This window comes from Methylosinus sp. shoA (assembly GCF_059718125.1).
The window spans coordinates 4538166-4558041 of sequence record NZ_AP046091.1 but is presented as its reverse complement, the minus strand read 5'-3'; the positions used below and the strand labels follow the sequence as shown (position 1 = coordinate 4558041).

General features: G+C 69.8%; 16 protein-coding genes. 11 read left to right on the top strand and 5 right to left on the bottom strand.

All coding sequences use genetic code 11. The features are described from left to right. Positions 1-56: 56 nt before the first annotated feature. From AC6IW9_RS21440 to AC6IW9_RS21425, 4 genes are all read left to right on the top strand, one after another. Entirely contained in the window at positions 57-1418 is a 1362-nt protein-coding gene (locus AC6IW9_RS21440) for a cytochrome P450 (RefSeq protein WP_497767160.1), read from the top strand. A 146-nt stretch (positions 1419-1564) separates the two neighbouring features. Beyond that, entirely contained in the window at positions 1565-3364 is a 1800-nt protein-coding gene (gene mutL, locus AC6IW9_RS21435; protein ID WP_497767157.1) for a DNA mismatch repair endonuclease MutL, read from the top strand. 165 nt (positions 3365-3529) lie between these two features. Next, positions 3530-4594, top strand: a complete 1065-nt coding sequence (locus tag AC6IW9_RS21430) for a hypothetical protein (protein ID WP_497767155.1) — start codon at positions 3530-3532, stop codon at positions 4592-4594. Between the two features lie 76 nt (positions 4595-4670). After that, entirely contained in the window at positions 4671-5471 is an 801-nt protein-coding gene (locus AC6IW9_RS21425) for an SDR family oxidoreductase (protein WP_497767153.1), read from the top strand. Between the two features lie 16 nt (positions 5472-5487). Here AC6IW9_RS21425 and AC6IW9_RS21420 read toward each other — a convergent pair whose 3' ends face one another. The 4 genes from AC6IW9_RS21420 to AC6IW9_RS21405 all read right to left on the bottom strand — a co-directional run bounded on the left by AC6IW9_RS21420 (position 5488) and on the right by AC6IW9_RS21405 (position 8232). Continuing rightward, complete coding sequence (locus tag AC6IW9_RS21420) at positions 5488-5808, bottom strand: hypothetical protein (RefSeq protein ID WP_497767151.1); 321 nt, start codon at positions 5806-5808, stop codon at positions 5488-5490. Between the two features lie 603 nt (positions 5809-6411). Then, the gene (locus AC6IW9_RS21415; protein ID WP_497767149.1) at positions 6412-6666 is read right to left on the bottom strand and encodes a hypothetical protein; all 255 of its coding nucleotides are present in this window, start codon (positions 6664-6666) and stop codon (positions 6412-6414) included. Between the two features lie 61 nt (positions 6667-6727). Continuing rightward, entirely contained in the window at positions 6728-7969 is a 1242-nt protein-coding gene (locus AC6IW9_RS21410; RefSeq protein ID WP_497767147.1) for a CCA tRNA nucleotidyltransferase, read from the bottom strand. A 2-nt stretch (positions 7970-7971) separates the two neighbouring features. Beyond that, positions 7972-8232: a DUF6111 family protein gene (locus tag AC6IW9_RS21405; RefSeq protein ID WP_497767145.1), complete on the bottom strand. Its 261-nt coding sequence runs from the start codon at positions 8230-8232 to the stop codon at positions 7972-7974. Between the two features lie 214 nt (positions 8233-8446). On the opposite strand from AC6IW9_RS21405, the gene AC6IW9_RS21400 reads away from it, so the two are divergent. The 4 genes from AC6IW9_RS21400 to AC6IW9_RS21385 are packed head-to-tail and all read left to right on the top strand — an operon-like array spanning position 8447 to position 15234. Continuing rightward, positions 8447-9442, top strand: a complete 996-nt coding sequence (locus AC6IW9_RS21400; protein WP_497767142.1) for an AAA family ATPase — start codon at positions 8447-8449, stop codon at positions 9440-9442. 1 nt (position 9443) lies between these two features. Then, positions 9444-10367, top strand: a complete 924-nt coding sequence (locus AC6IW9_RS21395) for a DUF58 domain-containing protein (RefSeq protein WP_497767140.1) — start codon at positions 9444-9446, stop codon at positions 10365-10367. Then, the gene (locus tag AC6IW9_RS21390; protein ID WP_497767138.1) at positions 10367-13156 is read left to right on the top strand and encodes a DUF4159 domain-containing protein; all 2790 of its coding nucleotides are present in this window, start codon (positions 10367-10369) and stop codon (positions 13154-13156) included. Before AC6IW9_RS21395 ends, AC6IW9_RS21390 begins: the two co-directional genes overlap by 1 nt. Further along, entirely contained in the window at positions 13153-15234 is a 2082-nt protein-coding gene (locus AC6IW9_RS21385) for a hypothetical protein (protein WP_497767136.1), read from the top strand. The genes AC6IW9_RS21390 and AC6IW9_RS21385 overlap by 4 nt, the downstream gene beginning before the upstream one ends. 299 nt (positions 15235-15533) lie before the next feature. Here AC6IW9_RS21385 and leuB read toward each other — a convergent pair whose 3' ends face one another. Next, the gene (gene leuB, locus AC6IW9_RS21380) at positions 15534-16646 is read right to left on the bottom strand and encodes a 3-isopropylmalate dehydrogenase (RefSeq protein ID WP_497767133.1); all 1113 of its coding nucleotides are present in this window, start codon (positions 16644-16646) and stop codon (positions 15534-15536) included. A gap of 245 nt (positions 16647-16891) precedes the next feature. Between leuB and AC6IW9_RS21375 the strand changes: the two genes are divergently transcribed. The 3 genes from AC6IW9_RS21375 (at position 16892) to pyrG (ending at position 19810) form a co-directional block, all read left to right on the top strand. Further along, the gene (locus tag AC6IW9_RS21375; RefSeq protein ID WP_497767130.1) at positions 16892-17368 is read left to right on the top strand and encodes a hypothetical protein; all 477 of its coding nucleotides are present in this window, start codon (positions 16892-16894) and stop codon (positions 17366-17368) included. A gap of 116 nt (positions 17369-17484) precedes the next feature. Beyond that, entirely contained in the window at positions 17485-18060 is a 576-nt protein-coding gene (gene secG / locus AC6IW9_RS21370; protein ID WP_497767127.1) for a preprotein translocase subunit SecG, read from the top strand. A gap of 121 nt (positions 18061-18181) precedes the next feature. Continuing rightward, positions 18182-19810, top strand: a complete 1629-nt coding sequence (gene pyrG / locus AC6IW9_RS21365; RefSeq protein WP_497767124.1) for a CTP synthase — start codon at positions 18182-18184, stop codon at positions 19808-19810. The last annotated feature ends 66 nt before the right edge of the window (positions 19811-19876 follow it).

Sequence of the window (19876 nt, the reverse complement as noted above, 5' to 3'; positions counted from 1 at the left end):
GCGACATGTGCGTTTCGCTGCGGCATAAGTTCGATGGTCGACGACGGAGCCACGACATGTTCCACGATCCCGAGTTCCTGCCCTTCACGCCGCGCGCGCGTCCGTCGTTGCGCGTCGCCGCCTTCAACCAGATCGAGAACTGGCCCGCCGAGACCTATCGCCGAGGATTTGCGACGATGCGCGGCGTCTGGCCGCTGCTGCCGCCGACTCTGCTCGTCGCCGATCCGATTCTCGTCGAAGAGGCGCTCGTCACGCGTGCGGAAGCCTTCGAACGCGACCGCTTTCAGACTCGCGCGCTGTCCAATGTCGTCAACCGACAGAGCCTCTTCTTCGCGGAAGGCGCCGACTGGCGGTGGCAGCGGCGCGCCGCGGCTCCGGCGTTCCGTCATGAGAACCTGCTCGCTCTCGTGCCGATCTTCGCGCGCTGCGCGGCGGACCTCGCGCGGGAGTGGCGCCGCGCGAGCGAAGGCGCCGTGCGGGACGTCGCGCCGGAAATGTCGCGGCTGACCTTCGCCATCATTCTGCACGCCGTGCTGGGAGCCGGCGCGGAACGGCTCGACGAGCGCAGATTTCTCGATGCGCTCGCTCCGTCGCTCGCGAGCGTCGGCTGGCGCTTTCTCTATTCGCGCATCGGCCTGCCCGACGCCTTCCCCTATCCCGGCTCGCGCCGCGTCGCCGAGAGCATCGCCTGGCTGCACGCCGCGACGAAGACGCTGATCGCGCATCGGCGCGAAGAGGGCGGGGAATCGAAGGACATTCTCGGCCTGCTGCTCTCCGCGCAGGATCCGGAGACGGGCCGCGCGATGAGCGACGACGAGCTTCTGTCCAATCTCTACACCTTCATGGTCGCGGGCCATGAGACTTCGGCGACGGCGCTCGCCTGGACGCTCTGGCTCATCGCCAAGGATCAGGCGACGCAGGAGCGTCTGCGCGCGGAGATCGACGCCGCCGTCGGCGCGCGCGAGATCGGCCCGCAGGACATCGAAAGGCTCGGCTTCGCGCGGCAGGTCTTGTGCGAGGCGATGCGGCTGTTCCCGCCGGCGATCGGCGTCGGCCGCGCGCCGCGCGAGGCGACGACGCTCGGCCCGCTGCGCCTCGCGGCCGGACAGCTGGCGATCGTCGCGACCTTCTGCGTGCACCGCCACGAAAAACTATGGGAGGAGCCGCACGGCTTCGATCCGGACCGTTTCGCGCCGGAGCGCGCGAAGGCGCGTCATCGCTGCGCCTTCCTGCCCTTCGGCGCCGGGTCGCGCGTCTGCATCGGCATGAACTTCGCGATGATCGAGATGATCGTGCTGCTCGCGAGCCTCGTGCGCGGTTTCCGCTTCCGCGCGACGCCCGGCCATCGCATGCGTCTCGCGACCAATCTCACGCTGCGCTCGCGGACCGGCCTGCCGCTGGCGATCGAGCCGCTGTGAGCGCGCGAGTGCGGCGCGGGCCGACAAATATTTATCAGACGGATGTTCTCAGTCGGATGCGGCTCCATAGGCGAGATCTTCGAGCGCGATCGGCGCACGCCGCCCGAGTCTTCGCCGAATCGCGCCTTTGGGTTAGAAGTCATCCCATGCGCATCCGTCGTCTCGATCCCATTCTGGTCGACCGCATCGCCGCCGGCGAGGTGATCGAGCGGCCGGCCTCCGCCGTCAAGGAACTCGTCGAAAACGCGCTCGACGCGGGAGCGACGCGCATCGACGTCGCGATCGAGGCGGGCGGGCGGCGGCTCATCCGCGTCGTCGACGATGGTTTCGGCATGAGCCTCGAGGATCTGGCGCTCGCCGTCGAGCGTCACGCCACCTCGAAAATCCCCGACGGCGATCTGACGGCAATCGCGACGCTCGGCTTTCGCGGCGAGGCGCTGCCTTCCATCGCCGCCGTCGCCGATCTTTCCGTCGACACGCGCGCGCGGGGCGCCGAGGTCGGCGCGCATATCCGCGTCGAGGCGGGCGAGCGGCGGGCGCTGCGCGCCGGCGACTGGCCGAAGGGCACGCGGGTCGAGGCGCGCAATCTGTTCGCCGCGACGCCGGCGCGGCTGAAATTTTTGAAGTCCGAGCGCGCCGAGACGGCGGCGGTCGCCGATGTCGTGAAGCGGCTCGCCATCGCCCATCCCGCCGTGCGCTTCGGCTTTAGCGCCGACATCGGCCAGAGTTTCGACTATCCCGCCTGCGGCGCCGCGGCGGAGGGGAGGGCGCGTCGCGTCGCGCAGGCGCTCGGCGAAGACTTCGCCGCCAATGCGATCACGCTCGACGCCGCGCGCGAAGGAGTGCGGCTCAAAGGGCTCGCCGGCCTGCCGACCTATCATCGCGCCAATGCGCAGATGCAATTCGTCTATGTGAACGGGCGGCCGGCGCGCGACAAATTATTCGCCGGCGCCCTGCGCGCCGCCTATCTCGATTTTCTCTCGCACGACCGCCATCCGGCGCTCGCCCTCTTCATCGAATGCGATCCGCGCGCGGTCGATGTGAATGTGCATCCGGCCAAGGCCGAGGTTCGCTTTTCCGATCCCGGCCTCGTGCGCGGGCTCGTCGTCGGCGCGCTGAAGGAGGCGCTGGCCTCGGCGCTGCACCGCAGCGCTGATACGCCGGCGCGCGAAGCCCTGTCGCTGCTCGCGCGCGGACGCGCGGGGCCGCCGCCGCGCGTCTGGACGCGGCCGCTCGACTGGGACCCGCGCCGCTCGCCCTCCGCGCCCGCGGGCTTCGCCGAGGCGGCGCAGGCCGGATTCGACATCGGCCCGCCCTCGGCCGACGCCCGCGCCGATGCGGTCCCCACCGCGCCGGCCGACGCCGAGGCCCCGCTCGGCGCGGCGCGCGCGCAGATTCACGAGACCTATATCGTCGCCCAGACGCGCGACGGGCTCGTCATCGTCGACCAGCACGCCGCCCATGAGCGGCTCGTGTATGAGCGGCTGAAGGCCGAGCGGCAGGCCGCCGGCGTCGCCCGCCAGCTGCTGCTCGTCCCGCGCGTCGTCGAGCTCGACGACGCGCCGCTCGACGCGCTGCTCGCGGCGCTGTCCGAGCTCGCCGAGCTCGGCCTCGTGCTCGAGCCCTTCGGTCCCGGCGCCGTGCTGGCGCGCGAGGTTCCGGCCGCGCTCGGCGACGCCGAGGTCGAGCGGCTCGTCGCGGACGTCGCCGATCTGCTCGTCGAAGAGGGCGACGCGCGCGGCCTCTCGCGCCGGCTCGACGCGGTGCTGGCGCGCGCCGCCTGCCATCATTCGGTGCGCGCCGGACGGCGGCTCGGCGCTGAGGAGATGAATGCGCTGCTGCGCGAGATGGAGCGCACGCCGGGCGCGGGCCAATGCAATCATGGCCGGCCGACCTATGTGGAGCTCAAGCTCGCCGACATCGAAAAACTGTTCGGACGCGGCTGAAGCGTCGCCGCGCCTATTTACCGAGACATGAAAACACCGGGCCGGACGGCGGCTCGGCGCTTTGCTTTCGCATGGGCGCCGTGGCATTGTCGCGACGAGGGCGCGCCCCCATTTCATCCCGACCTCGAGAGTTCTCGCCCGAGCTTCGTCCGAAGGAACCCGCAAGTGATCGAACAGGCGATGTATTTCGCGCTCGGGTTCCTCGCGGCCGGGCTCTTCACCCTGATGATCCTGCCCGCCTTCTGGCGGCGGGCCATGCGGCTGTCGCTGCGCCGGCTCGACATGCTCACGCCGCTCTCGATCGAGAAGATGGCGGCCGAGCGCGATCTGCTGCGCGCGGAATTCGCCGCGCGCCGCCGTGGCCTCGAGAAGAAGATGGAGAAGGTCGAGGCCGGCAAGGCCGCGGACATGCTGGCGATCGGGCAAGGCGTCGCGCGCATCGCCGAATTGGACGGCAAGCTCGCTGCGGCGACCGCCCGCGGCGATCTGTTCGAGAAGAAATTCGAGGAGACCAAGGGCTTCCTCGAGGAGCGCACGGCGCTGCTGCGCTCGACCGAATCCGCGCTGAACGACATGACCGACCGCGTCGAGCAGCTCATCGGCAATCTGCGCAATGTCGAGACCGACCGCGAGGAGCTCGGCCGGCTGACCGAAATGCACAGGACGCAGGTGGCGGCGCATGAATCGAGCATCGCCGGCCTGCATGTGCAGAACGCCGAGATGCGCCAGCGGCTCGACGCGCTGCAGGAGGAGCTGGCGCGCGCGCTCGCCGAGGCGCAGCGGCTCGGCGACGTCGATCAGGTGCTGGCGCAGACGACGCGCGAGCTCGACATCGCCATCGTCGAGAAGACCGAGCTCCAGCGCAGGCTGGACGAGACCGTTGCGCGGCTCGAGGCGCTGGAGGGCGCGGCGACGGTGGAGATCGAGCGGCTCCAATCGGCGTTGCGCGTCGCCCGCGCCGAGGAGCGCGACCACGCCGACCGTCTGGAGGCCGCGCGCTCCGACAATGCGCTGCTGCAGGGAGCGGTCGACGCGCTGCGGCGCGAGCACGCCCATTGGCGCGAGGCCGCCGGCGGCCATTCCCTCGCGTTCACGGGCGAAGCGGGGCAGGGCGAGCGCGACGTGCTGGCCCTGCGTCAGGCGATCATCGATCTCGGCGCGAGGATGGCGGAAATCACCGCGACGCCGACCGCCAATTCCAACGAGGCCGCACAATCGAAGCGCGCGTGACATTCGAGACTCCTGGGGCGGCGGAGCGTTCTGTCCGCATTGACGTCGCCCTCCGGCCGTGAGAATTCCCCCGCCCGTGAGCACGAAAGGCGAAGACATCTCGAGCGCGGGCGGCGCCGGCCGGGGACCCGCTCTGGTGACCGGCGCGGCGCGGCGCATCGGCCTCGCCATCGCCGCGCGCCTCGCGCAGCAGGGTCGGCCGGTCGTGCTGCACACCTCGCCTCGTTCCGCGCAGGAGGCGGAGCTCGCGGCGGAGGCGATCCGCGCCAGAGGCGGGCGCGCGACCATCGCCGCCGCCGACCTCGCCGACGCGCGCGAGACGGAGGCGCTGATGGAATTCGCGGCGCGGCAGTTCGGGCCGATCGCGCTGCTCGTCAACAACGCCTCGCTGTTCGAACTCGATTCGGCCGAGGATTTCTCGGTCGAGGTGTTCGACCGGCAATTTTCCGTCGATCTGCGCGCGCCGCTGCTGCTCGCGCGCGACATGGCGGCGCGACTGCCGGCCGAGACGGAAGGGGCGATCGTCAACATCCTCGATCAGCGCGTCTTCCGCCCGACGCCGCGCTATTTCACTTATACGCTGGCCAAATCCGCCCTGTGGATGGCGACGCGCACCATGGCGCAGAGCTTCGCGCCGCGCATCCGCGTCAACGCCGTCGGGCCGGGGCCGGTGTTTCCCAACGCCGTGCATGGCCAGAAGGGTTTCGAGGCCGAGGCGCGCGGCGTGCCGCTGAAGCGCCCGGCGGATGTCGCGGGCGTGGTGGACGCGGTCGTCTATCTCGCCGAGGCGAAGAGCGTGACCGGGCAGATGATCGCCGTCGACGCCGGCCAGCATCTCGCCTGGGAGACGCCGGACGTGCTGCCGGATACGTTCTGAGGCCTCGCGCGATCGGCTATCGTGACGAGGATGGCGCCGCCAACTCTCTCAGATGCGCGTCGATCGCGGCCGAGATATGCTCTTCGATCACGACAGCGATCTCGCTCTCGCTCTTTGTCTGCCGAGCCGCCGCGAGCGCGGCTTCGACACAGGAACGTACGACGCTCGCGTAGTCGCCTTCGATATAGAAGAGCCTCGCTTCGCCGAGGGCGCAGCGCAGGCTGTCTCTGACGGCGATCTCCAAACGTTTGCCCGAGATCGTGATCTCGGATGCGAGCTTCGCCGCCGCCTCGACATTTTCGGCTCTCGCGTGCTCGAACGACAAAGAATGACTCATTTGAATTCTCCCTGTTGAAAAACTGCCGCTCCGACGCCGATCGGCGCTGCTCGCGGAGCGCCGGAACGCCGTCGCCGCGCCGCCGGCCCGCTGCTCAATGGGCATTCGACAACCGATCGGAAAAGCCGGCGACGCCGGGCCGAAGGCAGGACGGCTCTGCTCTCGCGCCCTGCGAGGCTCAGGCGACGTCCTTGTTCTGCGTGGCGGCGCGTGGCCGACTTTCCAGCCTTCATCTCCCCTCGGCACGGAAGGCGGCGTTCGCGGTGCGCCCCCGCAAACTCTCGCGACCAGATCGGGGAGTTGGAAAACCGAGAGTACTCGGTCCCTACGACCTTTAGCACCGAGGCGCCTGGACATGCGCCGCAGGCTCCCCGACCGAATGGTCAAGGACTCGGCGCCGTTCCGGCCGGCGCCTTTGCCGGTACTCTCGGGGTTTCCACGCCCCGGGGCAGCGCGTCACCGCCCGGCTGCATTTATAGCGAGCCGACGGGCGCGCGCCAATGGCGGGAATTTGTTTTCGGTTCGAGAGAGGACCGCCTCGCGAAGCGATTCGCTCGGCTTCGGCCTCTTGTCTCGGGTTCCGCAGAGAGCTCGGATGTCGTATCAATCCGCGCTCGGCAGCCGCCGAATGGTGAACTCGATCCGGCCGTCCTCGAGCTCGCGCCAGAACTCGATCTCGGTCATGTAAGCGGCTTTGGGATAGAGGTCGAACCATTCGCGCGCCTTGGCCCGCGCCGCGCCGCGCTCGAGCGTGAATGTCTCGCGCCGCCAGCCGTCGCTGCGCGCGCTGCGATTGGCGCGGGCGCGCTCCGCCAGCCGCCGCGCCACGTCTCTCGGCTGTCTGGTCTCGACGCTCATGACGCCACTCCCGCACATGGACGGTGCGTCGATGATAGCGCGGGACGTGCGGGATTGGGAGTCACTCGCGGGCGGAATCGCAGCTGTTCGTCGCCTCCTCGACGAGGCGCGTCACGATCGCCGGATCCTCGGGAAAGCCGGCGCGGATCCATTTCGCCTGCAGCTCCTTCAGCACCGCGCCGAGAGCGCGGCCCGGGGCGAGACCGCGGGCGATGAGATCGGCGGCCTTCACCGGGAAATCGGGCGAAGGCGTCTCGGCCAGGAAGCGCGCCGCGCGCAGCCAGCCCTCGTCCTCGGTCGCGGCGCGGCTCTCGGCATGGGCGAGCGCCAGAGCGTCGCGCGCCGAGGGGCGCCCATGCACGAAGAGGAGACGCGTGAGATCCTGCTCGATCGGCGCGTCGCGCGCGCCGTGCAGTTCGACCAGCAGCCGGGCGGCGCCGGCGGCGCGCTTGTGCTCGACATTGGACAGGCGCAGCCGCTCGCGCAGACGGTCGGCGTCCTCCTCGACCATCACGGCGAGGGCGACGAGCCGCAGCAGCGGATCGACGAAATGTCCGAGCTTCGCCTCGATCGCGGCGAGTCGTTCGAGCCGCGCGGGAAAGGTCGCGCCGACGACGATCTCCAGAATGCCGGCCTGCGAGACGTCGCGCGCCACCGCCACGGCCCCCCGCGCGGAAAGCAGCTTGAGGATTTCCGCGCGGATGCGCTCGGCGGAGAGCTTTCGCAGCGAATGGCGCGCGACGATCGCGGCGTGGAGGCCCGCAGGATCGAGCGCGTCTTCGCCGAAGGAGGCGTGAAAGCGGAAGAAGCGCAGAACGCGCAGATGATCCTCGGCGATGCGCGTCGCCGGATCGCCGATGAAGCGGATGCGCCGCGCCTCGAGATCGGCTAGTCCGCCGGTGTAGTCATGCAGCGTTCCGTCCTGCGACAAAGACAACGCATTGATGGTGAAGTCGCGGCGCAGGGCGTCGGCCTCGAAATCATCGCCGAAGCGCACTTTGGCGTGACGGCCGAAAGTCTCGACATCCTCGCGCAGCGTCGTGACTTCGAAGGGCGCGCCCTCGACCACGACGGTGACGGTGCCGTGCTCGATTCCCGTCGGCGCGCATTTGAGGCCGGCGGCGCGCGCCGCCGCCATCACCGCCTCCGGCAGGGCGGTGGTGGCGAGATCGACCTCGTGGGGACGGCGGCCGAGCAGGGAGTCGCGCACCGCGCCGCCGACGATGCGGGTTTCGCCGCCGGTCGCCGAGAGCGCTGCGAACAGGCGCTCGATCTTCGGATCGGCGAGGAGGCGGAGCGGCAAGGCTATTGGAAGCGGCCGGGCGCCAGCCGGCCGTCCTCTATATGGGCGGGCACATAGGCCCCCTGATTGCGCGTCGACAGCACGCCGAGCAGGACGAAGCCGGCGACGGCGGCGGCGAGGCCGGCGATGGCCAGCGTCGAGACGACGCTGCGCGTCCAGAGCTCGGCGACGAACGGAAAGCGCCGGCGCGCCAGCAGATAGAGCGCATAGAGGACGAAGGGAGTGACGAACAGCAGCAGAGGTTGGATGACGACCCGCCACATGAGAGCCTCTTCGTGCGCGTAGCACGCGCGTCTTCCTTAACTCCCGTGCGCGGAGCGGGGCCACCTTCTCCCACGAGTGGGAGAGGGAGCGCGCCCTATCCTCGGAGGAATGGGTAAGCCGAAATTAATCATTCCGCAACGTCGACAAGGGCGTTCCACCGTCTATTGTAGGACAATCGAGGCCGTCGGCCCCCACGGAGCACCCGCAATCGCAATGACCGATCAAATCGCAACCGCTTCCTCCGTCGCCGCCGCCGCAGAGCGCGCCCTCGAGCAGATCGGCCGCGCCCGCGAAGCCGTCTCCACGGTGATCTTCGGCCAGGAGGAGGCGGTCGAGCAGGCGCTCGTCACCCTGCTCGCCGGCGGCCATGGACTGCTGGTCGGAGTGCCCGGCCTCGCCAAGACCAAGCTGGTCGAGACTCTCGGCAGGGTGCTCGGCCTCGACGAGCGCCGCGTCCAGTTCACGCCGGACCTGCTGCCCGCCGACATTCTGGGCTCCGAGGTGCTGGAGGAGAGCGCCGACCGGAAGCGCTCCTTCCGCTTCGTCAAGGGCCCGGTCTTCGCGCAATTGCTGATGGCCGACGAGATCAACCGCGCCTCGCCGCGCACCCAATCGGCGCTGCTGCAGGCGATGCAGGAATATCATGTGAGCGTCGCCGGCGAGCGCCACGATCTGCCGCGACCCTTCCATGTGCTGGCGACCCAGAACCCGCTGGAGCAGGAGGGCACATATCCGCTGCCCGAGGCGCAGCTCGACCGTTTCCTGCTGCAGATCGACGTCGACTATCCCGATCGCGCCAGCGAGCGGCGCATCCTGCTGGAGACGACCGGCGACCGCATCGCCGAGCCGCGGCGGGCGCTCTCGGCCGACGAACTTATCACGGTCCAGCGTCTCGTGCGGCAATTGCCGGTCGGCGACCGTGTGGTCGACGCCATACTCGATCTCGTCCGCGCCGCGCGGCCGGGAGAGGGGGATCGCGAGATCGCCGTCCATGTGGCCTGGGGTCCCGGCCCCCGCGCGGCCCAGGCCCTGATGCTGGCGACGCGCGCCCGCGCCCTCGTCTCGGGCCGCCTCTCGCCCTCGCTCGACGATGTGGCGGCGCTGGCTGCGCCCGCGCTGCGCCATCGCATGGCGCTGACCTTCGCCGCCCGCGCCCAGGGGCGGACCATCGCCGAGCTGATCGGGAAGCTGGTCGAGAGGATCGGCTGAGGTGGCGCCCGCCGTCGTCACACATGCGCTGGAGCCCGGCGCGCGGCTCTCGGCGAGCGCGCGAGCCATCGAGGCCGCCGATCTCGCCGGCCGGCTGCCCGACATCATCATTCGCGCCCGCGAAGTCGCCGCCAGCGTCGTGCATGGCGCGCATGGCCGCCGGAGGGCCGGCATGGGCGAGAATTTCTGGCAGTTCCGGCCCTTCGGCGCGGGCGAGCCGGCCCATCGCATCGACTGGCGGCGCTCGGCGCGCGACGACCGGCTGTTCGTACGCGAGCGCGAATGGGAGGCGGCCCATTCCTATTTCCTGTGGATGGATTGCTCGCCCTCCATGGCCTTCGTCTCTTCGCTCGCGCTGGAGCCGAAGCTCGACCGCGCTCTCACCCTCGGCCTCGCCCTCGCCGACGTGCTGATGCGCGGCGGCGAGCGGGTCGGCCTGCTCGGCCTCACCCATCCCATGTCGACGCGCGACATCATCGAACGGCTCGCGGCGGCGCTGGTCTCGGCGGGAGAGGCCGCGCGCGGCGAGTCGCCGCCCGCGGCGCCGCTGCCCGGCGGCGCCAGGGCGCTGCTCCTCTCCGATTTTCTCTGCGACCCCGCCGCGCTCTCCGAGCGGCTCGGACGGCTCGCCGCCGACGGCGCCGCGGGCGCGCTGCTGATGATCGCCGATCCGGTCGAGGAGACCTTTCCCTTCGAGGGAGAAACCTTGTTTCTCGACACCGACAGCCGCGCCTCGCTGCGCGCCGGCCGGGCGCAGGCGTGGCGGGAAGCCTATGCCGAGCGCCTCGCGCGCCATCGCGACGAGATCGCCCGGGCCGCCGCGAGCGTCGGCTTCTCGCTGCATCTCCACCGCACCGACCGGCCGGCGGCCGAGGCGGCGCTCTCGCTGAGCTTCGCGCTCGCCTCCGGATTGGAGCGCGTCTGATGGGGCCGCTCGCGCTCTCCTTCGCCGCGCCCGCGGCGCTCGTCGGGCTGCTCGCCCTGCCGGTCATTTATCTGCTGCTGCGGGTGACGCCGCCGCGTCCGCGCGAGATCGTCTTTCCGCCGATCCGGCTGCTGTTCGACTTGCTGCGCCGCGAGGAGACGCCGGCCCGCACCCCCTGGCAGCTGCTGGCGCTGCGCCTCGCCGTGGCCGCCTGCGCGATAGTCGCCATGGCCGGGCCGAGTTTCGCGCCCACCGCCGCGACGCCTTTCTCGCGCGCGCCGCTGCTCGTCGCGCTCGACGACGGCTGGCCGGCGGCGCCCGATTTCGACCTGCGTTTGGAGGCGGCGCGTTCGCTCGCGGCCGAAGCCGCGCGCAATGGCGCCGCGGTCGCGCTGCTCACCATGTCGGAGGCGGACGCCGAGCCTTCTCTCGAGGAGGGCGGCAAGATCGACGAGCGCCTGCGCGCGCTCGCGCCCAAGCCCTATATTCCCGACCGCGCCGCCGCCGCCGCGCGCGTCACGAATTTTGTCGCCGCCCATGCGGGCGCCCGCATCGTCTGGATCTCCGATGGGCTGGAGCAGGGCGGGGCCATCGCCTTCGTCGAGGTTCTGCGCGCGGCGGCGGGCGCCGGCGCCTCCGTGCGCATCCTCGCCGACTCCCGGGTCCCCCGCGCGCTGGTCGCGCCGTCGAACCGGGCGGGCGCGCTCGAGGTGGAGGTGATCCGCGCCTCGGGGGATGCGCCCGCATCCGGCCGCGTCTCGGCCCTCGACGCGCAGGGACGCATGGTCGCCGAGGCGCCCTTCGCCTTCGAGGCCGCCGCCAAAGCGACGGCGCGCTTCGATCTGCCGATCGAATTGCGCAATGACGTCGCTCTGCTGCGCCTCGAGGGCGAGGCTTCCGCCGGCGCCGTGGCGCTGCTCGACGGCCGCGCGAAAGTCAGGCGCGTCGCCGTGCTGAGCGGAACCAGCGTCGATCTCGCGCAGCCGCTGCTCGCGCCGCAATATTATCTCGCCAAGGCCTTCGCGCCCTTCGCCGAGGCGCGCCTGCCGCGGCCGGGCGTCGCCGAACCGCTGCTCGGCCTCGTCGCCGACCATCCCGACATCGTCGCGCTCGCCGACATCGGCGTGGTGCCGGGCGAGGAATTCGACGCGCTGACGCGCTTCGTCGAGGAGGGCGGGGTGCTGCTGCGCTTCGCCGGCCCGCGCCTCGCCAATGGCGCCGACGAGCTGACGCCCGTGCGGCTGCGGCGCAGCGGCCGCGTGCTCGGCGGCGCCATGTCCTGGGACGCGCCGAAAAAGCTCGCGCCCTTCGAGCCGGCGAGCCCCTTCTTCGGCCTGCCGGCGCCGGATGAGGTGACGGTGACGCGGCAGGTGCTCGCCGAGCCCGAGCCCGGCCTCGCGGCCAAGACCTGGGCGACGCTGACCGACGGCACGCCGCTCGTCACCGCCGAGCGACGCGGCAAAGGGCTCGTCGTGCTGTTTCATGTCAGCGCCGACGCCACTTGGTCGGACCTGCCGATCTCCGGTCTCTTCGTCGAGATGCTGCGGAGGATCGCCGCCGAGAGCGGCGAATCCGCCGCCCATCGCGAGGAGGGCGCCGCGCACGACGCGCCCGCCCTCGCGCCGCTCGTCGCGCTCGACGGCCGCGGCGTGATGCGCGCGCCGCCGCCGACCGCGCGGCCTATTCCCGGCGATTTCGACGGACGCGCCGACCGCGACCATCCGCCGGGTTTTTATGGCCCGGCCGACGCGCCGGTCGCCGTGCAGCCGCTGCGCCCCGGCGACGAATTGCGCCGGCTCGACTATGGACCGCTCGGCCTTCCGGTCTCGTCGCTGCAGGGCGACGCGCCGCTCGACCTGCGCCCGGCGCTGCTGGCGCTCGTCTTTCTCGGCCTTCTCGCCGATTGGGCGATCCTGCTCGCCCTCGCCGGCGCCTTTCGCCCGCGCGTCGCGCTGACGGCTGTCTGTGCGCTCGCGCTGCTCGGCGCGGGGCCCCCGCGCGCAGAGGCCAAGGATGCGCCGAAGGGAGCCGCGACTCTCTCGCAGCGCGACCGTGACGCCGCGCTCACCTCGCGCCTCGCTTATGTCGTCTCCGGCGACGCGCGAGTCGACGAAACGAGCCGCCTCGGCCTCGAGGCGCTCTCGCGCGCTCTGGCGCAGCGCACCTCTTATGCGCCCGGCGCGCCCGTCGGCGTCGATCCGGGCCGCGACGAACTCGCCTTCTATCCGATGCTGTATTGGCCGGTCGTCGCGACCACGCCGATGCCGTCGCCGCAGGCGATCGCCAAGGTCGGCCTCTACCTGAAGCAGGGCGGCACCATCGTCTTCGACACGCGCGACGCGCTCGTCGCGCATCCGGACGGCCCGCCGACGCCCGAGACGAAACGGCTGCGCGAGCTGACGCGCAATCTCGACATCCCCGAGCTCGAGGTCGTGCCGCGCGACCATGTGATCACCAAGACCTTCTATCTGCTCGACGGCTTCTATGGCCGCACGACCGATGGCAAGACCTGGGTCGAGGCGCTGCCGCCCGAGCGCAAGGACGATCCGGCGCGGCCGGTGCGTGCGACCGACAGCGTGTCGCCGGTCGTCATCACCTCCAATGATCTCGCCGGCGCCTGGGCCGTCGGCGCCGACGGGCGTCCGCTCTACACGCTGACGCCGGGCGGCGCGCGCCAGCGCGAGCTCGCCATCCGCGGCGGCGTCAATCTCGTGATGTACACGCTGACCGGCAATTACAAATCCGATCAGGTGCATGTGCGCGATCTTCTGGAGCGGCTCGGCCAATGAGTGAGCTCTCTCTCTCCTTCACGCCGCTCCTGCCCTGGCCGGCGCTCGCCATCCTCGGGGCGCTCGCCGTGGCGCTCGCGGCCGTCTCGTTGCGCGCGGGCGGGCGTGGCGCCGCGCTGCGCCTCACGGCCTTCGCGCTCGTTCTGCTCGCGCTTCTCGATCCGTCGCTGGTGCGCGAGCAGCGCGAATCGTCGAAGACGATCGTTCCCGTGGTGCTCGACCACAGCGAGAGCCAGTCCTTCGGCGAGCGGACGGCGCAGACCGACGCGGCGCGCGCGGCGCTCGACAACGCCTTCGCCGCGCTCGGCGACATCGAGCCGCGTTTCATCGAGAGCGCGCGCCAGGGCGGCGAGAGCGACGGCACACGGCTGTTCCAGGCGCTCGAGGACGGAATGAAGGATGTCCCGCGCGAACGTGTCGGCGCCGCGATTCTGGTGACGGACGGAATCGTTCACGACATTCCCGCGAGCGCGGCCGCGCTCGGATTTTCGGCGCCCGTGCATGCGCTCGTCACCGGCCATGACGGCGAGCGCGACCGCCGCCTCGAGCTCGTCGAGGCGCCGCGCTTCGGCATCGTCGGCCGCGATCAACTCATCCGCGCCCGCGTCGTCGACAGCAATATCGGCGCGAGCGAACCCGTCGTCATCGAGATGCGGCGCGACGGCGAGCCGCTGCCGCGGGTCGTGGCGCGCGCCGGCGAGACGGTCGATATCCCCGTGCGCGTGGAGCATGGCGGCCAGAATGTCGTGGAGCTCGAGGCGGCGGTCCTGCCGGGCGAACTGACCGCGGTCAACAACAAGGCCGTCGTCGCCATCGAGGGGGTGCGCGACAAGCTCAAAGTCCTGCTCGTCTCCGGCGAGCCGCATCCGGGCGAGCGCAGTTGGCGCAATCTCCTGCGCTCCGACGCCAATGTCGAGCTGGTGCATTTCACCATTCTGCGTCCGCCCGAGAAACTCGACGGCACGCCGCCGCACGAATTATCGCTGATCGCCTTTCCGACCGCCGATCTCTTCGGCCGCAAGATCAACGAATTCGACCTCATCATCTTCGACCGCTACTCGAACCAGACGATCCTCCCCTCGGTCTATTTCGAGAACATATTGCGCTATGTCGAGAACGGCGGCGCCTTTCTCGTCGCGACGGGGCCCGATTTCGCCACCGTGCAGGGGCTCTATTATTCGCCGCTCGAGAGCGTCATTCCGGCGCGGCCGGACGGCGCGCTCTATGAGCGCGCCTTTCGCGCCCATGTCACGGCGGATGGCGAGAAACATCCTGTCACGCGGGGGCTCGAGGGATCGAATTCCGATCCGCCGAGCTGGGGCGAATGGTTCCGTCTGGTCCAGGCCGATGTGGTCAAGGGCCATTCGCTGCTCGCCGGCGCCGACGACCGGCCGCTCCTGGTGCTCGCGCGCGAGGGCAGGGGGCGCGTCGCCGCTCTGCTCACCGATCAGATGTGGCTGTGGGCGCGCGGCTTCGACGGCGGCGGGCCGCATGTCGATCTGATGCGCCGCCTCGCCCATTGGCTGATGAAGGAGCCCGACCTCGAGGAAGAGGCGCTGCGCGCGAGCGCGCATGGCCACGACATTCTGATCGAGCGTCAGAGCTTGAAGGAAAACGCCGCGCCGGCGACGATGACGACGCCCTCCGGCGCGCAGGCGGAGATATCGCTCGCGCCGGCCGCGCCCGGCCTCTCGCGCGCGCATCATGCGGCGCAGGAGATGGGGCTCTATCGGTTCGAGAGCGGCGAGCTGAAGGCGCTCGTCAATGTCGGGCCGGAGAATCCGCGCGAGTTTCGCGAGGTGGTGTCGACGGTGGACAGGCTGCGCCCGCTCGCCGAGGCGACGGGCGGAACGGTGCGCCGCCTCTCGCGCGACGCGAGCGGCGCGATCGCCCTTCCGCGCATCGTGGAGCTGCGCGAAGCCTCGGTGTTCGGCGGGGCGGATTATATCGGCACGAAGCGCACCGAGGCGAGCGTGCTGCGCGGCGTCGAGGTCGCGCCGCTGGCGCTGGGGCTGTTGGGCCTTTCCGCGCTGCTCGGCGCGATCGTCGCGGCCTGGGCGTGGGAGGGGCGGCGATAGGGCGGAGTCTCGACGTTCTCCCTTCTCCCGCTTCGCGGGAGAAGGTGGCCCCGCGAAGCGGGGTCGGATGAGGGTCGAACCGCTACAGCATTCTCGAACCTTTATCCGCGCCGCGAACCGCAGCGGCCCTCATCCGACCCGGCTTCGCCGGGCCACCTTCTCCCACCAGTGGGAGAAGGAGACGTGCGCTTCTGTCGAGGATTGGCGGGGGTATGACCTGTCGGAGTTGCGGTCGGCCCTACGTGCGTCGCGACCGTCGGTGACGACCCGGAAAGCGGGGCCGTGCGAGCGAGGCCGCCTCAGCCCAGCGTCTTCTTCAATTCGGCGAGGATAGCGTCGCCCATCTGGCTCGTCGAGACCGGCGCGACGCCCGGCCCGGCGATGTCTGCCGTGCGCAGGCCGGCGGCGAGCACATCGGCGATCGCCTTGTCCACAGCGTCGGCGACGGAGGTCAGGCCGAAGGAATAGCGCAGCGCCATCACGAAGGAGCCGATCATGGCGATCGGATTGGCGAGGCCTTTCCCCGCGATGTCGGGCGCCGAGCCATGCACCGGCTCATAGAGCGCCTTGCGCTTTCCGGTCGTCGCGTCCTGCGCGCCGAGCGAGGCGGAGGGCAGCATGCCGAGCGAGCCGGTCAGCATGGAGGCGACGTCCGACAGCATGTCGCCGAAGAGATTGTCGGTGACGATCACGTCGAACTGCTTGGGCCTGCGCACGAGCTGCATGCCGAGCGCGTCGGCGAGCATGTGCTCGAGCTTCACATCGGAATATTCGCGCGCATGCAGCGCCGTCACCACCTCGCGCCACAGAAGCCCGGACTTCATCACATTGGCTTTCTCGGAGGAGGTCACCTTGTTGGAGCGCTTGCGGGCGAGTTCGAAGGCGACGCGGGCGATGCGCTCGATCTCGTAAGTCTCGTAGACCTGCGTGTCGACGCCGCGCTTCTGGCCATTGCCGAGATCGACGATCTCCTTGGGCTCGCCGAAATAGACGCCGCCTGTCAATTCGCGCACGATCATGATGTCGAGGCCGTCGACGAGATCGGGCTTCAGCGAGGAGGCCTCGACCAGCGCCGGATAGCAGATGGCCGGGCGTAGATTGGCGAAGAGGCCGAGGTCCTTGCGCAGGCGCAGAAGGCCCGCCTCGGGGCGGACGTCATAGGGCGCGCCGTCCCATTTCGGCCCGCCGACGGCGGCGAGAAGCACGGCGTCGGCGCTCTGGGCGAGGGTCATGTCGGCCTCGCTGATCGCCTGCCCATGGGCGTCATAGGCCGCGCCGCCGACGAGACCCTTCTCCGTCTCGAAAGAGGCGACGCCCGCTCGCGCGAAAAAGGCGACGAGTTTTTCGGCCTCGGCCATGATCTCCGGGCCGATGCCGTCGCCGGGCAGAAGAAGGAGCTTGTAGGCGGGCATGAAATCTTCTCCAGGAGTCGGGTCTCTCTCGGGGTCGCGCCGTCAATACGGCGCTCGCGGCGCCGACGCAACACTGGCCGCGCCGATCCGTCTCATGCGACAATCTGTCCGCTTCCGCGGCACTTGCCGCTCGAAGGGCGACCGTGCAGCCTGCGATGGATCGGGGAACGACGCATCGCGGGCCGGCGGGCGAGGCGGCGTCCCTTCCGGGCGACGATAATCATAATAAACAAGAGGAGACGCACATGTCGAAATCTCACATCCTCGCGGCTGCGCTGCTGGCGGCTTCGTTCGCGGGGAGCCGCGCCGAGGCGTTCTGTCTGTTCTCCTGCGAGCCGACCGCCGAGGATGCGCGAAAAGTGTTCGATAATCGCGTGAAGCAGAAGTTCGATGCGGACGCCGTGATCGAGACGTTCGACGTGACGCGCTTCTGGCGGCTCGATGTGGAGGGCGCGGGCCACGCCGGCGTCGAGTACTACTTCACCGCGACCGTCGCTTTCCCCAAGGGCGCGCATCTCGAGTGCAAGCCGGACGAGACCGGCGCCGTGAAGCCGGGCTGCTCGGCGAGCAATTATTTCTCGACCACCATCTCCAATCAGGAGATCAAGGAAAAGCAATATATCGAGCCGGGCGCCAAGATCGAGTTCAAGGACGAGACCCGCTTCGACCAATCGTCCCAGGGCTCGAAGGGCTGGAAGGGCCAGGACGGCAATTTCTACTGATTGCGCCCGCAGCCCGCCCCTTCCCTCGGTCCGCGCAAATGGTGTAGAAGGCGCGGCGACAAGAACATGCGCGGACCGCGGGGCGGGCGGAGCCGAGCGCCGGGAGAAAACCGTTCATGCAACAGGTCGTCATCGTCATCCACCTCATGGTGGTGGTGGCTCTCGTCGTGCTGATTCTCTACCAGAAGTCGGAGGGCGGAGCGCTCGGCATCGGCGGCGGCGGCGGCCTGTTCACCGGCCGCGGCCAAGCCAATGCGCTGACGCGGGCGACCGGCATTCTCGGCGCGATCTTCTTCTTGACCAGCATCATCCTGACCGTGCTCCCGGCCTGGGAGCGCGGCGGCGAGGGCTTCGACGCCGGCAAGATCATCGAGCTGAAGGAACTCCCCGCGCAGAACGCGCCCGCGGCGACGCCCGACGCGCCGAAGCCGCCGGCGCCGGGAGCTGCCGTTCCCGGCGACAAGAAAGAGAGCATCTTCGAGCAGCTGCAGCGCGTCCAGCAGCAGCGCCAGGGCCAGACGCCGCCCGCCGCCGAGGCTCCGCCGCCCGCCACGCTCGACGCCGCGCCTGCGTCCGAGCCGCCGGCCCTGCGTCCCGCGGAGGAGCCGGCCAAGGAGCCGGAGGCCAAGGCGCCCGACGCCCAGCCCTCCGACGAGGGCGCGGACAAGGCGCCCGCGACCGAGCCGAAATAGGACGAGCCGCGCAAGGCGCGCGCGACGACTGACGACAACGCCAGCGTGAGCCGGGGGAAAACTCCGACTCACGAAAAAATCTTTTCCGAATTGGTCGGGAAGGCGCTAAGCATAGGGCCCCATGGCGCGGTACATCTTCATCACCGGCGGCGTGGTTTCCTCACTCGGCAAAGGCTTGGCGTCTGCAGTGCTCGGCGCGCTGCTTCAGGCGCGCGGCTATACGGTGCGGCTGCGCAAGCTCGATCCCTACCTCAACGTCGATCCGGGGACGATGAGCCCCTATCAGCACGGCGAGGTCTTCGTCACCGACGACGGCGCCGAGACCGATCTCGATCTCGGCCATTATGAGCGCTTCACCGGCCGTCCCGCCTGCAAGCAGGACAATGTGACGACCGGGCGCATCTATCAGGACATCATCGCCAAGGAGCGGCGCGGCGATTATCTCGGCGCGACGATCCAGGTCATCCCCCATGTCACCAACGCCATCAAGGAGTTCATCCTCGAGGGCAACGACCATGTCGATTTCGCGCTGATCGAGATCGGCGGCACGGTCGGCGACATCGAAGGCCTGCCCTTCTTCGAGGCGATCCGCCAGCTCGGCAACGAGCTGCCCGAGAAGCATTGCGTCTACATTCATTTGACGCTGCTCCCCTACATACCGAGCGCTGGAGAGGTGAAGACCAAGCCGACCCAGCATTCGGTGAAGGAGCTGCGCTCGATCGGCATTCAGCCGGACATTCTGCTGTGCCGCACCGACCGCGAGATTCCGCGCGAGGAGCGCCGCAAGCTCGGCCTCTTCTGCAATGTGCGCGAGAGCGCGGTGATCGAGGCGCGCGACGCCGCCCATATCTACGACGTGCCGCGCGCCTATCACGCCGCCGGGCTCGACGCGCAGGTGCTCGCCGCCTTCGCGATCGATCCGGCGCCCAAGCCGGACATGAGCCGCTGGAACGCCGTGACGCAGCGCGTCAACAACCCGGAAGGCGAGGTGACGATCGCCGTCGTCGGCAAATATACGGGCATGAAGGACGCGTATAAGAGCCTCATCGAGGCGCTCGCCCACGGCGGCATCGCCAATCGCGTCAAAGTGAAGCTCGACTGGATCGAATCGGAAGTGTTCGAGAGCAGCGATCCGGCCGCTTTTCTCGAGGATGTGCACGGCATTCTGGTGCCCGGGGGCTTCGGCCAGCGCGGCGCGGAGGGCAAGATTCTCGCAGCGCGTTTCGCGCGCGAGCGCGGCGTGCCCTATTTCGGCATCTGCTTCGGCATGCAGATGGCGGTGATCGAGGCGGCGCGCGCTCTCGCCGGCATAGGGAAAGCCAATTCGACCGAATTCGGCCCCTGCGAAGAGCCGGTCGTCGGCGTCATGACCGAATGGCTGCGCGGCAATGAGCTCGAGCAGCGCGCGGCGGGCGGCGATCTCGGCGGGACCATGCGGCTCGGCGCCTATCCGGCGCATCTGAAGCCGGGCTCGCGCATCGCGAAAATCTACGGCAAGCAGAACATATCCGAGCGCCACCGCCATCGTTACGAGGTGAATTCCGCCTATCGCGAGCGGCTCGAGGCGTACGGCCTCTCCTTCGCCGGCATGTCGCCGGACGGGCTCTTGCCGGAAACGGTCGAAATCCCCGACCATCCCTGGTTCATCGGCGTGCAATATCACCCGGAGCTGAAGTCGCGGCCCTTCGATCCGCATCCGCTGTTCGCGAGCTTCATCGAGGCGGCGAAAGCGCAGAGCCGGCTGGTTTGAGCTGATCGCGTCCGCGCGAGGCGCCCCTCTCTCCCTCCCTCGTCCTGAGAGCCGGGTGAGAAGGAA

What these genes read in the sequence shown, in the direction of transcription:
- AC6IW9_RS21440 (WP_497767160.1), top strand. Translation starts at nt 57, where the DNA reads ATGTTCCACGATCCCGAGTTCCTGCCCTTCACGCCGCGCGCGCGTCCG.
- mutL (WP_497767157.1), top strand. Translation starts at nt 1,565, where the DNA reads ATGCGCATCCGTCGTCTCGATCCCATTCTGGTCGACCGCATCGCCGCC.
- AC6IW9_RS21420 (WP_497767151.1), bottom strand. Translation starts at nt 5,808, where the DNA reads ATGAGTCATTCTTTGTCGTTCGAGCACGCGAGAGCCGAAAATGTCGAG.
- AC6IW9_RS21415 (WP_497767149.1), bottom strand. Translation starts at nt 6,666, where the DNA reads ATGAGCGTCGAGACCAGACAGCCGAGAGACGTGGCGCGGCGGCTGGCG.
- AC6IW9_RS21405 (WP_497767145.1), bottom strand. Translation starts at nt 8,232, where the DNA reads ATGTGGCGGGTCGTCATCCAACCTCTGCTGCTGTTCGTCACTCCCTTC.
- AC6IW9_RS21400 (WP_497767142.1), top strand. Translation starts at nt 8,447, where the DNA reads ATGACCGATCAAATCGCAACCGCTTCCTCCGTCGCCGCCGCCGCAGAG.
- AC6IW9_RS21390 (WP_497767138.1), top strand. Translation starts at nt 10,367, where the DNA reads ATGGGGCCGCTCGCGCTCTCCTTCGCCGCGCCCGCGGCGCTCGTCGGG.
- AC6IW9_RS21385 (WP_497767136.1), top strand. Translation starts at nt 13,153, where the DNA reads ATGAGTGAGCTCTCTCTCTCCTTCACGCCGCTCCTGCCCTGGCCGGCG.
- leuB (WP_497767133.1), bottom strand. Translation starts at nt 16,646, where the DNA reads ATGCCCGCCTACAAGCTCCTTCTTCTGCCCGGCGACGGCATCGGCCCG.
- AC6IW9_RS21375 (WP_497767130.1), top strand. Translation starts at nt 16,892, where the DNA reads ATGTCGAAATCTCACATCCTCGCGGCTGCGCTGCTGGCGGCTTCGTTC.
- secG (WP_497767127.1), top strand. Translation starts at nt 17,485, where the DNA reads ATGCAACAGGTCGTCATCGTCATCCACCTCATGGTGGTGGTGGCTCTC.
- pyrG (WP_497767124.1), top strand. Translation starts at nt 18,182, where the DNA reads ATGGCGCGGTACATCTTCATCACCGGCGGCGTGGTTTCCTCACTCGGC.